The sequence below is a fragment of the Agromyces salentinus genome (genome assembly GCF_009749395.1).
Taxonomy (GTDB): Bacteria; Actinomycetota; Actinomycetes; order Actinomycetales; family Microbacteriaceae; genus Agromyces; species Agromyces salentinus.
On record NZ_WBIR01000009.1, the window covers coordinates 34,512 to 47,916 of the forward strand.

General features: G+C 69.1%; 12 protein-coding genes and 1 pseudogene. 10 read left to right on the plus strand and 3 right to left on the minus strand.

From position 1 onward, the window contains the following. Positions 1–10 precede the first annotated feature (10 nt). From ruvC to GQQ95_RS10600, 7 genes are all read left to right on the plus strand, one after another. Positions 11–619: a crossover junction endodeoxyribonuclease RuvC gene (gene ruvC, locus GQQ95_RS10570; RefSeq protein WP_212275391.1), complete on the plus strand. Its 609-nt coding sequence runs from the start codon at positions 11–13 to the stop codon at positions 617–619. After that, the gene (gene ruvA / locus GQQ95_RS10575) at positions 616–1,245 is read left to right on the plus strand and encodes a Holliday junction branch migration protein RuvA (RefSeq protein WP_157427636.1); all 630 of its coding nucleotides are present in this window, start codon (positions 616–618) and stop codon (positions 1,243–1,245) included. The genes ruvC and ruvA overlap by 4 nt, the downstream gene beginning before the upstream one ends. Next, entirely contained in the window at positions 1,242–2,282 is a 1,041-nt protein-coding gene (gene ruvB / locus GQQ95_RS10580; protein WP_157427637.1) for a Holliday junction branch migration DNA helicase RuvB, read from the plus strand. Before ruvA ends, ruvB begins: the two co-directional genes overlap by 4 nt. Before the next feature lie 72 nt (positions 2,283–2,354). Further along, the gene (gene yajC, locus GQQ95_RS10585; protein ID WP_157427638.1) at positions 2,355–2,759 is read left to right on the plus strand and encodes a preprotein translocase subunit YajC; all 405 of its coding nucleotides are present in this window, start codon (positions 2,355–2,357) and stop codon (positions 2,757–2,759) included. Between the two features lie 63 nt (positions 2,760–2,822). Then, positions 2,823–4,550, plus strand: a complete 1,728-nt coding sequence (secD, locus tag GQQ95_RS10590) for a protein translocase subunit SecD (protein ID WP_246205399.1) — start codon at positions 2,823–2,825, stop codon at positions 4,548–4,550. Beyond that, the gene (gene secF, locus GQQ95_RS10595) at positions 4,550–5,566 is read left to right on the plus strand and encodes a protein translocase subunit SecF (protein WP_157427639.1); all 1,017 of its coding nucleotides are present in this window, start codon (positions 4,550–4,552) and stop codon (positions 5,564–5,566) included. The genes secD and secF overlap by 1 nt, the downstream gene beginning before the upstream one ends. Before the next feature lie 71 nt (positions 5,567–5,637). Then, entirely contained in the window at positions 5,638–7,893 is a 2,256-nt protein-coding gene (locus GQQ95_RS10600; protein ID WP_157427640.1) for a RelA/SpoT family protein, read from the plus strand. Between the two features lie 18 nt (positions 7,894–7,911). Here the strand turns inward: GQQ95_RS10600 and GQQ95_RS19770 are convergent. The 3 genes and pseudogenes from GQQ95_RS19770 to GQQ95_RS10615 form a co-directional block, all read right to left on the minus strand. Then, positions 7,912–8,427, minus strand: a pseudogene (locus GQQ95_RS19770) (type IV toxin-antitoxin system AbiEi family antitoxin); the annotation flags it as partial. Between the two features lie 73 nt (positions 8,428–8,500). Then, on the minus strand, positions 8,501–9,733 hold the full coding sequence (locus GQQ95_RS10610; protein WP_157427642.1) for a DUF349 domain-containing protein: 1,233 nt from the start codon (positions 9,731–9,733) through the stop codon (positions 8,501–8,503). Between the two features lie 89 nt (positions 9,734–9,822). Next, positions 9,823–10,614: a peptidylprolyl isomerase gene (locus GQQ95_RS10615; RefSeq protein WP_170297040.1), complete on the minus strand. Its 792-nt coding sequence runs from the start codon at positions 10,612–10,614 to the stop codon at positions 9,823–9,825. 135 nt (positions 10,615–10,749) lie between these two features. Here GQQ95_RS10615 and GQQ95_RS10620 point away from each other — a divergent pair, with 135 nt between their 5' ends. The 3 genes from GQQ95_RS10620 (at position 10,750) to GQQ95_RS10630 (ending at position 13,397) form a co-directional block, all read left to right on the plus strand. Then, positions 10,750–12,168, plus strand: coding sequence for a replication-associated recombination protein A (locus GQQ95_RS10620; RefSeq protein ID WP_157427644.1), 1,419 nt, complete (start codon positions 10,750–10,752; stop codon positions 12,166–12,168). A 249-nt stretch (positions 12,169–12,417) separates the two neighbouring features. Beyond that, the gene (gene rpsD, locus GQQ95_RS10625; RefSeq protein ID WP_157427645.1) at positions 12,418–13,041 is read left to right on the plus strand and encodes a 30S ribosomal protein S4; all 624 of its coding nucleotides are present in this window, start codon (positions 12,418–12,420) and stop codon (positions 13,039–13,041) included. A 158-nt stretch (positions 13,042–13,199) separates the two neighbouring features. After that, entirely contained in the window at positions 13,200–13,397 is a 198-nt protein-coding gene (locus tag GQQ95_RS10630; RefSeq protein ID WP_157427646.1) for a hypothetical protein, read from the plus strand. Positions 13,398–13,405 lie beyond the last annotated feature (8 nt).

Here is a 13,405-nt window from a genome sequence, read left to right on the forward strand (position 1 = left end):
GTCGATCGCCGTGCGCGTGCTCGGCATCGACCCGGGGCTGACACGGTGCGGTGTCGGCGTGGTCGACGTCGAGCCGAACCGCACGGCGAGGCTCGTCGACGTCATCGTGCTGCGGTCGCCCGCCGACCTCGACACCCCGAATCGCCTCGTGCGCATCGCCGACGGACTCGAGGCGATCATCGACGAGCACCGTCCGCAGGCCGTGGCGCTCGAGCGGGTGTTCGCGCGGAGCGACGTCTCGACGATCATGGGCACGGCCCAGATCTCGGGCGTCGCGATGCTCCTCGCAGCGCGGCGGCGCCTGCCGGTCGCCCTCCACACCCCCAGCGAGGTGAAGGCGGCGATCACGGGCTACGGCAGGGCCGACAAGGCCCAGGTGGGCGCGATGGTCGCACGCATCCTCGGCCTCGACGCGGTGCCCAAGCCCGCGGACGCCGCCGATGCCCTCGCCCTCGCGATCTGCCATGCCTGGCGCACCGGGGGCGTCGCCGGAGCGGCCGTGACGGATGCCGCGGCGCCGGCGCCGGCGGGGCGCACGACCACGCCCGCCCAGGAGGCGTGGCTCGCCGCCGAGCGGTCCGCCGCCGTGTCGGGGGCCGCCCGTAGGCTGAGGAAGTGATCTCATCGCTTCGCGGGCCCGTGCTCGCCGCCGCCGGAACGACCCTCGTGATCGACGTCGGGGGAGTCGGGTTCCAGGTGAACACGACCCCCGCGCTCGTGCTCGCCTCGCGCGAAGGCCACGAGGCGCTCGTGCACACGAGCCTCATCGTGCGTGAAGACGCCCTCACGCTGTTCGGGTTCGGCACGCGCGACGAGCTGGAGGTGTTCGAGCTCCTCATCGGCGTCACGGGTGTCGGCCCGAGGTCGGCCCTGGGCGTCCTGTCGGCGATGGCACCGGGTCAGATCGCGGCCGCGATCGCCGGCGACGACGACGCGGCCTTCCGCCAGGTCAGCGGCATCGGGCCCAAGACCGCCAAGCTCATCACGCTCTCCCTTGCCGGCAAGCTCGTCGCCCCTCGCGCGCTCGATGCCGGCACCGAGCCGGTCCCGGTGAGCGCCCGGGGCGTCTCCGAGAGCGTCCTCGCGGCGCTCACCGGACTCGGCTGGACCGAGCGCGCCGCCGCCGAGGCCGTCGACGAGGTGCTGGGCGAGGTGTCCGAGGCCGATGCCGCCTCGGTCCCGGCGGTGCTCCGTCTCTCGCTCGCCCGGCTCGGGCCTGCGCAGAAGACCGGGCGGTCGCGATGACGGGCGACGCCGCCGACGAGGTCGACCTCACCGATCCGGTGCTGGCCTCCGAGGCCGAACTGGCATTCGAAGGCGCGCTGCGGCCGAGGAGCCTCGCGGAGTTCGTCGGGCAGACGCGCGTGCGGGGGCAGCTGCAGCTGTTGCTGACGGCCGCGACGATCCAGCAACGGACGCCCGACCACATCCTCCTCGCCGGCCCTCCCGGACTCGGCAAGACGACGCTCGCGATGATCGTCGCGCACGAGGGCGGGCGTCCCTTGCGCATGTCGAGCGGCCCGGCCATCCAGCATGCCGGCGATCTCGCGGCCATCCTGAGCTCGCTCGTCCCCGGCGAGGTCCTCTTCATCGACGAGATCCACCGGATGGCCCGCTCGGCCGAGGAGATGCTCTACCTCGCCATGGAGGACTTCCGCATCGACATCATGGTGGGCAAAGGCGCGGGTGCGACCTCCGTTCCGCTCGACCTGGCGCCGTTCACGCTGGTCGGGGCCACCACCCGAGCCGGGCTCCTCCCGAATCCGCTCCGCGATCGATTCGGGTTCACGGCCCACCTCGAGTTCTACGACGAGGCCGAACTCGAGCAGGTCCTCGCGCGCGCCGCGACCCTGCTCGGGCTCGACATCGATCGAGAGGCCGTCGCCGAGATCGCCGGCAGATGCCGCGGCACGCCGCGCATCGCGAATCGGCTGCTCCGACGGGTCCGCGACTACGCGCTCGTGCACACCGATCGTGCCGACCTCTCGGCCGTCCGCGCCGCGCTCGACCTCTACGACGTCGACGAACTCGGCCTCGATCGCCTCGACCGGGCCGTGATGCAGATCATCCTCACCCGGTTCGGCGGCGGGCCGGTGGGACTGAACACCCTCGCCGTCTCGGTGGGGGAGGAGTCCGAGACGATCGAGGCCGTCGTCGAGCCCTTCCTCGTGCGCATCGGCCTCATCACCCGCACGCCGCGAGGGCGCGTCGCGACACCGGCCGCCTGGCGGCATTTCGGCCTCGCCTCCGGCGAAACGGCGCTGCCGATCGATGACCTATAATCCATTGAGGCTTCGTCCTCACCGCCGTCGACTTCGTGCGGTACGCCGCACACCGGAAGGTTCTGCCCCCTCATGACGCTTGATCCGTTCACCATCATCATGCTCGCCGTCCTGGCGGTCCTGATCTTCTTCATGTTCCGAAACTCGCGCAAGCGTCAGGCCGAGGCCCAGAAGCTGCAGTCGAGCGTGGTTCCTGGCGCGAAGGTGATGACGAACTCCGGCGTCTTCGGCATCATCCTCTCGATCGACGAAGACGAGAACCAGGTGCTCCTCGAGACGACGCCCGGCACCGTCCTCACGGTGCACCGCCAGACGGTCGCTCGCGTCGTCGAGCCGGTCGCCGTCGACGATGCCGAGGTCGAGGCCGCGCCTGCGCTCGACGCCGAGCCCGAGTTCGGTGAGCGCGTCGAGGAGACGCATGTCGTCGACGCTCCGGCCGACGACGCACCCGATCTCAAGAAGAAGTCGGACGACTAAGACTCCCACCCGAGGCTCGGCCCGCGCGATGTCGCGCGGGCTCCTGCAAAGAAAGCAGAACCCGTGGCTGCATCCTCCAAGCGGTCGTCGCGCCCGACGTCCGTTCGCAAGGCCTGGCGCTCGCTGACCTGGCTCGGCGTGATCATCGTCGGCCTGTTCGCGATCAACGCCGCAGGCGTCATCTGGGGCGGTGCCTCATGGACGCCCAAGCTCGCCCTCGACCTCGAGGGCGGGACGCAGATCATCCTCGAGCCGCAACTCGAGAGCGGTCAGACCGCAACGCAGGAACAACTCGACCAGGCGGTCTCGATCATCCGCCAGCGCGTCGACGCGTCCGGTGTCGCCGAGCCCGAGATCAACACCGAGGGTTCGAACGTGGTCGTCCGCATCCCGGGCGAGCTCGACGACCAGACGCGCGCGCGCATCGAATCGTCGGCGAAGCTCGAGCTGCGAGCCGTGCTCGCGACTGACGCGGCCGCGACCTCGAGCATCAGCCCGACCGATCCGGCGAGTGATCCGGCCGAGGAGCTCTCGGCCACGCCGACGGTCGAGCCGACCGACGGCAGCGACCCGGCCTGGATCACGCCGGCCCTGCAGGAGCAGTTCGACACCTTCGACTGCGCGACGATCGACGATCCCGATGCGAGTGTCGCTCCTGCCGATGAGCCGCTCGTGACGTGCGACCAGACCCGCACGATGAAGTACCTGCTCGGACCGGTCGAGGCGAGCGGCGAGAACATCGTCGATGCCACGAACGGCACCGTCACCACCCAGACCGGCGCGAGCACGGGCACCTGGGCCGTCAACATCCAGTTCGACGACAAGGGCACGAAGGACTTCGCGACGGTCAGCACGCGGCTGTTCGGCCTCTCGGGCCAGGTGCCGCGCGACCAGTTCGCGTTCGTGCTCGACGGCGCGGTCCTGACCGCCCCCTCGATGAACGGCGCGATCACCGACGGCCGTCCGCAGATCACCGGAAACTTCACGCAGGAGTCCTCCAAGGCCCTCGCCGACCAGCTGAAGTTCGGAGCCCTGCCGCTGAGCTTCACCGTCGAGTCGTCCGAGACGATCTCGCCGACGCTCGGCACCTCGCAGCTGCAGGCGGGCCTGCTCGCGGGCCTCATCGGCCTCATCCTGGTCGTCATCTACACGCTGTTCCAATATCGAGCGCTCGGATCGGTGACGATCGCCTCGCTCGTGATCGCGGGCGTGATCACCTACCTGATGATCACGATCCTGTCCTGGCGCGAAGGCTATCGACTCTCGCTCGCCGGCATCGCGGGCCTCATCGTGGCGATCGGCTTCACGGCCGACTCGTTCATCGTGTACTTCGAACGCGTGAGAGACGAACTCCGTGACGGCCGTCCGCTCGTCGGTGCCGTCGAGGCCGGCTGGAAGCGCGCCTTCCGCACGGTGCTGGCCTCGAAGGGCGTGAACCTGCTCGCGGCCGTGGTGCTGTTCGTCCTCGCGGTCGGCAGCGTGAAGGGCTTCGCGTACACGCTGGGCCTCACGACGATCATCGACGTGCTCGTGGTGATCCTGTTCACGCACCCGATGCTCCAGCTCCTCGCGCAGACCAAGTTCTTCTCGAGTGGCAATCCCTGGTCGGGCCTCGATCCGACCGCACTCGGCGCGGTCTACCGCGGCCGGGCGGAGTTCCGCAAGCCGGTCGCCGTTCCGGCAGGCAAGGTCGCGTCCAGTTCCAAGGAAGCGCAGCGTCGACAGACCATCGCCGAGCGCAAGGCGAACGCGGGCGTCGGTGCCGGTTCGAGTGAAGGCAAGGAGTCCTGATGGCGAGCCGTCTGACCACGTTCGGTAACGACCTCTACACGGGCAAGCGCTCGTTCAACTTCGTCGGTGGCCGCAAGAAGTGGTACATCATCGCCGGGGTGCTCATCATCCTGTCGATCCTGATCCCCGCGGTCCGGGGCGTGCACTTCAGCATCGAGTTCCGCGGCGGCTCGCAGTTCCAGATCGCGGATGTCGCCGATCCCGACCCCTCGATCGCGCAGGACGCGGTCGCCGGGGTGGTGCCCGAGGCGACCGTCACGGTGGCCATCGTGGGCGGCGACGGCATCCGAGTGCAGACCGATCAGCTCTCGCAGGCCGATTCCCTCGAGGTGAGCAAGGCCCTCGCCGAGGGGTACGACGTGCCGGAGTCCGAGGTGACGTCCTCGTTCGTCGGACCCAGCTGGGGTGCGGATGTCACGCGCCAGGCGCTCCTCGGTCTCGGCGCGTTCCTCTTGCTCGCGGGCATCATCATGGCGATCTACTTCCGTACCTGGAAGATGTCGCTCGCGGCGATCCTCTCGCTCATCGTCGACCTGATCCTCACCGTCGGCATCTACGCCGCGGTCGGATTCGAGATCAGCCCCGCCGCGACCATCGGCATCCTGACCATCCTGAGTTACTCCCTGTACGACACGGTCGTGGTGTTCGACAAGATCCGGGAGAACACCGCCGAGGACGGCAACGAATCGCGGCGCACGTTCGCGGAGTCGGTGAACCTCGCGGTGAACCAGACCCTCGTCCGTTCGATCAACACGAGCGTGGTCGCAGCCCTGCCGGTCGCCTCGATCCTCTTCATCGGTGCCGGTGCGCTCGGGGCCGACACGCTCCGAGACATCTCGCTCGCGCTGCTCATCGGCATCCTCGTCGGCACGTGGTCGACCGTGTTCCTCGCAGCGCCGATGTACTCGCAGTTGCGGGAGCGGGAGCCGGCCATCCACCGTCATGACCTGAAGGTGCTGAAGGAGCGCGACCGCGCCGCCGAGCCGGCGATCTCGGAGGCTCTGCCCACCGCATGATGTCCGCCCTCGGCGAGATCGGCACGTGCGGCCTCTCGGAGCGACGATAATTGAGTTCCGGAGGTGTGCGCATGACTGAAGCTGGTGCGAACTCGACAGCGTCGCTGCGCCGTCTCGTTCCACGGATCTTCTCGAAGGCGCAGCCGTCGGGCGCGATCGACACCCTCCTTCGCACGGTGCGCATGCACCACCCGAAGGCGGATCTCTCGGTCGTCGAGCGCGCGTACACGGTCGCCGACCGGGCGCATGAGGGCCAGAAGCGCAAGAGCGGCGAGCCCTACATCACGCATCCGGTCGCGGTCGCGCAGATCCTTGCCGATCTCGGCATCGGATCCAAGACCGTCGCCGCGGCGTTGCTGCACGACACCGTCGAGGACACGGCCTACACGCTGGATCAGGTACGCGCCGACTTCGGCGACGAGATCGCGATGCTCGTCGACGGCGTCACGAAGCTCGACAAGGTCAAGTACGGGGACTCGACGCAGGCCGAGACCGTCCGGAAGATGATTGTCGCGATGTCCAAGGACATCCGCGTCCTCATCATCAAGCTCGCCGACCGGCTGCACAACGCCCGCACCTGGGGCTTCGTCCCTGCGGCGTCGGCCACCCGCAAGGCGACCGAGACGCTCGAGATCTACGCCCCGCTCGCGCATCGTCTCGGAATCCAGACGATCAAGTGGGAGCTCGAGGACCTCTCGTTCGCCGTGCTCTACCCGAAGCTGTACGCCGAGATCGAGAGCCTGGTCAGGCAGCGCACGCCCCAGCGCGAGCAGTTCGTGCAGCAGGTCATCGACCTGGTCAACGACGACCTGAAGAGTGCACGCATCCGCGGCAAGGTCATGGGCCGGCCCAAGCAGTACTACTCGATCTACCAGAAGATGATCGTTCGCGGTCGGGACTTCGACGAGATCTACGACCTGGTCGGCATCCGCGTCCTGGTGAACTCCGTGCGCGACTGCTATGCCGTGCTCGGGTCGATCCACGCCAGGTGGACTCCGCTGCCCGGTCGGTTCAAGGACTACATCGCCACCCCGAAGTTCAATCTCTACCAGTCACTGCACACGACGGTGATCGGCCCGAAGGGTCGCGCCGTCGAGATCCAGATCCGCACCCACGACATGCACCAGCGCGCCGAGTACGGCGTGGCGGCGCACTGGAAGTACAAGGAGCGGATGGCCAACGGCCGTACGACGGATGACACGTCGAGCACGCAGGAAACCGACATGGCGTGGCTCGCGCACATCTCCGACTGGCAGGCCGAGACCGCCGACCCGGGGGAGTTCCTGGACTCGCTGCGGTTCGAGATCGGTGCGAAGGAGGTCTACGTCTTCACCCCGAAGGGTCGGGTGATCGGCCTCCCGTCTGGCGCGACCCCGGTGGACTTCGCGTACGCCGTCCACACCGAGGTCGGTCACCGCACCATGGGGGCGAAGGTCAACGGCCGGCTCGTGCCGCTCGAGAGCGAACTCTCCAGTGGCGACGTCGTCGAGGTCTTCACCTCGAAGAACCCCGACTCCGGACCGAGCCAGGACTGGCTCGGCTTCGTGAAGAGCCCCAGGGCCCGCAACAAGATCCGCCAGTGGTTCACCAAGGAGCGGCGCGACGAGGCGATCGAGCAGGGGCGGGATGCGATCGCCCGGGCCATGCGCAAGCAGAACCTCCCGCTCCAGAAGCTGATGAGCCAGGACTCCTTCGCCGAGGTCGCCGCGCAACTCCGGTACGAAGACGTCTCGGCGCTCTACGCGGCCGTCGGCGAAGGCCACGTCTCGACCCAGTCCGTGCTCGAGAAGGTGGTCGCCCTCGTCCGCGACGTCGACGAGGGCGATGAGCCGGACCTGCCCATCCCGGTTCGCGCTCGTTCGATCTCGCGTCACTCCGACTCGGGAGTGCTTGTGCGCGGCGCGCCCGACATCCTCGTGAAGCTCGCGAGGTGCTGCACGCCCGTGCCCGGTGATGCGATCGTCGGCTTCGTCACGCGCGGCGCCGGCGTCTCGGTGCACCAGTCGACCTGCCACAACGTGCAGTCGCTGCTGCGCGAGCCCGAGCGGATGATCGACGTCGAATGGGCGCCGAGCTCGAAGAGCGTCTTCCTCGTGCACATCCAGATCGAGGCGCTCGACCGAGCCGGGCTGCTGTCCGACGTCACGCGAGTGCTCTCGGAGCACCACGTCAACATCCTCTCGGCGAACGTGTCAACCTCGAACGACCGGCTCGCGCTGAGTCGATTCGTCTTCGAGATGGGCGACACGACCCACCTCGACCGCGTGCTGAACGCGGTCCGCCGCATCGACGCCGTCTACGACGTCTACCGCGTGAGCGACGGCTGAGTCCAGCCGCGACAACGCGCGAGCCTTGTGGGGGAGTCGCGCTGCCGACACGAGTCGGTCGCGCACGAGCCGATCGAGCGTGTTCGACTGCTGGAGCATGGCGGCGACCACCGTGATGACCACGGAGTCCATCGTCGTCATATCCCGCAGCAGGTCGAAGGCGGTGCGCACCGGCGTCGTGCAGCGGATGCCGCCGATCGTCTCGATCTCGGAGGGGGTCAGCCGTACCTCCCTGACCTCGAGGGTCGGGTCGGAGATGACAGCGATCCGCGCCGCCATGGGAACGCAGAACTGCGCCGGGCGCGGCGGTGCGTGCAGTGCGCCGTGCACCCAGGCCGCAGACATCCGCTCGACGACGAGCGAGCGGGAGGCGGCCTTGGCGACGACCTGGGCCCGGAATGCGGGCAGGTCCGGCTCGTCGATGGGAACCCAGGCGTCTCCGATGCGGTGGAGTTCGCCGTCGAGTCGGGCGGCGCAGAGCTCGGCGATCGAGAGGTCGTCGGTGCCGAGGGCACTGGGAAGTCTGGTCACCACCCCATGATGGCGGCACCGCAGCGTCGGGAGCCTGCACCGGCCGGGTTGTGGATAACCCGGCCGGACGGGTGGATCAGCCCCCGACGGCCTTGAGCCATGCCCGACGGGCTTCGAGCGCGTCGCGCGCTTCGGCCGCGGCGCGCGCGTCGCCGGCAGCCTCGGCCGCTGCGAGCTCGGCCTCGAGCTTGGCGATCGCGTCGTGCAGCTGGCCGAGCATGCCCTCGGAACGGGCCTTCTTCTCGGGGTCCTCGCGCTGCCAGCGCTCATCCTCGAGGGATCGCACGTGGTTCTCGACCTTGCGGAGACGGTCTTCGACCGGACGCACCTGATCGCGCGGCACGCGGCCGATCTCGTCCCAATCGCGCTGCACCTTGTTGAGGGCCGCGCGAGCCGCCTTGGGGTCCGTCTCGGTGAGGAGCTTCTCCGCGGTCTCGAGCAGTTCGAGCTTCGCGGTGAGGTTCCCGCGGTACTCCTCGTCGTCCCGGGCGTCGACCTCGGCCTTGGCGTGGAAGAGCACGTCTCCGGCGGCCTTGAACTTGGCCCAGAGCGCGTCGTCGAGCTTCTTGCCCGCCCGACCGGCCTGCTTCCAGTCGTCGAGCAGTGCGCGGTAGTCTCCGATCGCGTCGGCCCCACGGGGCGCGAGCGCCTCGGCCCGCTCGATCAGCTGCTGCTTGCGTGTACGGACATCGCGGTGCGCGGCATCCAGCTCGGCGAAGAACGCCTTGCGGTGCGTCTCCACCGTGGACCGGGCCGCTCGGAAGCGCTTCCACAGCTCGTTGGCGTCGTTCTTGGGAAGGCGCGGGCCGTCCTGCTGGTGTCGCTGCCAGCTCGTGAAGAGTGCGTCCAGCTCGGCCGTGGCCTGCTTCCACTGCGTCTTCGCCGGATCCTGTGCGGCGAGCGCCTCGGCCTGCTCGACGATCTTGGTGCGCTCGGCGAGAGCGTCGGCCAGTGCGGCCTTCGCCTCCGCCTGCTGCTGCTCGGTGAGTTCCTTCGTCGTGCCCGACAGCGCCTCGAGGCGTCGTGCGAGCGACTCCAGGTCGCCGACGGCGTGCGCGTCGGCGATCGAGGCGGTCAGCGAGTTCACGGCCTTGGCGATGTCCGTTGCGGGGGCGCCGCGGCGTGCGCGCTGCTCGAGGAGCGTGACCTGACCGGCGAGGTCGGCGTACTTGCGCTCGAAGTAGGCGAGTGCCTCCTCGGGGGTGGCGTCGGGGTACTGCCCGACCTCACGCTCACCGTCGCTGGTGCGAACGAAGACGGTGCCCGTCTCGTCGACGCGGCCCCACGGCTCTTGTGTTGAATCGGTCACGGCCTCACCCTGTCGTGCTCGGATGCCGCCCGAAGGCGGCGTTGACGGTTTCAACCCTATTGCACCGTCGACCGGCGCTGCGGTCGGGGTCACTGCACCTCGACCGAGGTGATCTCGACGGGGACGACGGGGCTTCCATCGGTGCCGCCGTCGACGACGCCTGCGTCGATCACGCCGGTCTGCAGCTGGTCGATGCCGCTGGTGACCCGGCCGACGACCGTGTAGCCGCCCACCTCGGGCTCGGTGGGGAGGGTGGTGTCGTCGTAGACGATGAAGAACTGGCTGCCCTGGCTGTACGCATTCCCGCCCTGGCGCGCCATCGCGATGGTGCCCGCCGGGTAGACGCCGTCCTCCGGGTCGTTCTCGATCGGTCCGTAGCTGTAGCCCGGTCCGCCGGTGCCATCGCCGTTCGGGTCGCCGCATTGCAGGACGAAGATGCCCTCCGTCGTGAGGCGGTGGCAGCTCACGCCGTCGTAGAAGCCGGACTGGATGAGGCTGAGCTCGCTGGAGACCGCCTGCGGTGCGGCCGCGCCGTCGAGCTCGATGCCGAGCGGGATGTCGTTCAGGGTCAGGGTGCCCGTCCAGGTGCGGCCCTCGGCGATGTCGGCGGAGGGGACGTCTCCGGTGTTCTCGCCCGCGGCCTCCGTCGGCGGCGCGGTGGTGGCCTCCGGGCTCGCGACGGGATCGACGGCGCCCGGGCCGCCGTTGAAGTAGAACAGCTGGGCGGCCGTGGCCAGCGCGAGGACGACCACCAGCGCGATGACCGCGATGACATTGTCGCGGGACCGGCGTCGCTGCTTGCCGGCGTGCACCTGCTGTCGTGCCTGATAGGTGCGAAGCCGCGCTCGTTCCTCGCGCGCCTGACGGTCGTTCGATACCACGCATGCTCCTTCTCGGGGACTCCTGCGAGCAGACTCTACGCAAGCGCGGGGGTCCGCACCAATCGCCCCGCCGGGTGCGTGCCGGCCAGCTCCGCGGGGGCCGCCGTGTCGGATGTCGCGGCTACGCTTGAGTGCATGGTGAACACGGCTCAGGGCCTGCGCTCCGGCGCGACGCCGTTGGCCGTCCGCATGCGGCCGACCAGCCTCGACGAGGTGGCCGGCCAGCGGCATCTCCTGACACCCGGCTCTCCGCTCGTGGCACTCGCCGGCGACCGCACGGGGGAGTCCGGCTCGGTCTCGGTCATCCTCTGGGGTCCCCCGGGCACCGGCAAGACGACGCTGGCCCAGGCGATCGCACGCTCGTCGGGACGCAAGTTCGTGGAGCTCTCGGCCGTGTCGGCCGGTGTGCGCGACGTACGGCAGGTCATGGAGGAGGCCAGGTCGAGCCGAGATCTCTACGGGGTGTCGACGGTCCTCTTCCTCGACGAGATCCACCGATTCACGAAGGCGCAGCAGGACGCCCTGCTCCCCGGCGTCGAGAACGGCTGGGTCATCCTCGTCGCGGCCACGACCGAGAACCCGTCGTTCTCGGTCATCTCGCCGCTGCTGTCCAGATCGCTCCTGCTGACGCTCGAGCTCCTCTCCGACGAGGACCTCTCGCTGCTCGTCGACCGCGCGGTGACCGATCCGAGGGGCCTCGCCGACTCCGTCGTGCTCGAGGCCGACGCGCGTGCCGCCATCGTCCGGCTGGCATCCGGCGACGCTCGCCGGGCTCTCACGGCGCTCGAGGCTGCCTCCGTCGCCGCGGCGGGCGTGGCGGTGGAGGCCTCGGCGGCCGCATCAGCCGGGTCGGACGACCCCGACGACGACGATGACGACGACGAATCACCCGAAGCGGATGCCGCGCCGCCGAAGCCCGTGATCACGGCGGAACTCGTGGCGCGGGCCGTCGATCGCGCCCTGCTCCGCTACGACCGCAACGGCGACGAGCACTACGACGTGATCAGCGCCTTCATCAAGTCGGTCAGGGGGAGCGACGTCGACGCGGCGCTGCACTACCTGGCACGCATGATCGAGGCCGGGGAGGACCCGCGCTTCATCGCACGACGCATCATCGTGCTCGCATCGGAGGACATCGGCCTCGCCGATCCGACCGCGCTCGGCGTGGCCGTCGCAGCGGCCGACGCCGTGCAGTACATCGGCATGCCAGAGGGGCGCATCCCGCTGGCGCAGGCGGTCGTGCACCTCGCGACCGCGCCGAAGTCGAACGCGGCCTACCTGGGTATCGACAAGGCCATCGCCGACGTGCGCGCCGGCAAGGCCGGTCGAGTCCCCAAGCACCTCCGCGATGCCCACTACCCGGGCGCGAAGCGCCTCGGCCATGGCAAGGGGTACGTCTATCCCCATGACGATGCGATCGGGGTCGTCGCGCAGGAGTACCTGCCCGATTCCCTCCGAGGAGCCGTCTACTACGAGCCGACCGAGCATGGCAACGAACGAGAGGTGGGCTCGCGTCTCTCGAAGCTGCGGCGCATCGTTCGCGGCGCCCGTTGAGCGTCCGGGCGGCGAGCGGTTGCGACGGGGCATCCGTCGGACGCCGCACTCCGAGTGCAGGGTTCGCAAGGCGCACCGTGGTACGATGTCCTCTGGCCTGAAGCCTGATCCTCGAGCGCGGCTGCGAGAGGGTCACTGGCGAACGGGTGCGATCTGTAGCCGATCCACCCTTGGCGAATCCCTCTGACACAGTTTCCCGGCGCACGATCGCGCCGCGATTTCACTTGAGATTCTTCCGAAAGGACATTCGTGTCGAACCAGTCACGTAGCAAGACCCGCCTCTCCCGCGCCCTCGGTGTCGCCCTGACCCCGAAGGCCGCGCGTTACATGGAGAAGCGCCCCTATGCTCCCGGCGAGCACGGTCGCACCAAGCGCAAGCAGGACAGCGACTACGCCGTTCGTCTGCGCGAGAAGCAGCGTCTGCGCGCCCAGTACGGCATCCGCGAGAAGCAGCTGAAGATCGCCTACGTCGAGGCCAAGCGCAGCGCAGGCCAGACCGGTGAGAACCTCGTCGAGCTGCTCGAGATGCGTCTCGACGCGCTCGTGCTGCGTGCCGGCTTCGCCCGCACCATCACGCAGGCCCGCCAGTTCGTCGTGCACCGTCACATCCTCGTCGACGGCCAGCTCGTCGACCGCCCCTCGTTCCGCGTGAAGCCGGGCCAGCTCGTGCACGTCAAGGCACGTAGCGAGGGCACCGAGCCGTTCCAGGTCGCCGCAGCCGGTGGTCACGTCGACGTGCTCCCCAAGACCCCGGGCTACCTCGAGGTCGAGCTCGACAAGCTCCAGGCGAAGCTCGTCCGTCGTCCGAAGCGCGCCGAGGTCCCCGTGACCTGTGAAGTGCAGCTCGTCGTCGAGTACTACGCCGCTCGCTGATCCACAGCGTTCAGGGCAGGGGCCGCGGAGATTCTCCGCGGCCCCTGTTCCGTCTCCGGCGTCGGATGCCGCCGCTCGGGGCGCCACTAGACTGGTCGGAGCCAAGCGGCAGCGCGCCAGGCGCACCGCGCGACGAGATCGGTCAGAGGGAGCACTTCGTGAAGAGCATTCTGTGGTTCGCAACGGGAATCGTCGCCGGATTCGTGGTGGCGCACCAGGTCAACCAGACCGCGCAGGGGCGTGAGTTCTTCACGAGCGTCGACGCGAAGGCGAAGGCCTTCGGTCGGGCCGTCGCCGACGGCTACCACGAGCGCGAGGCCGAGCTGCGCTCCGCGGCCGACGAGCTGCTCGACTGAGTCGAACG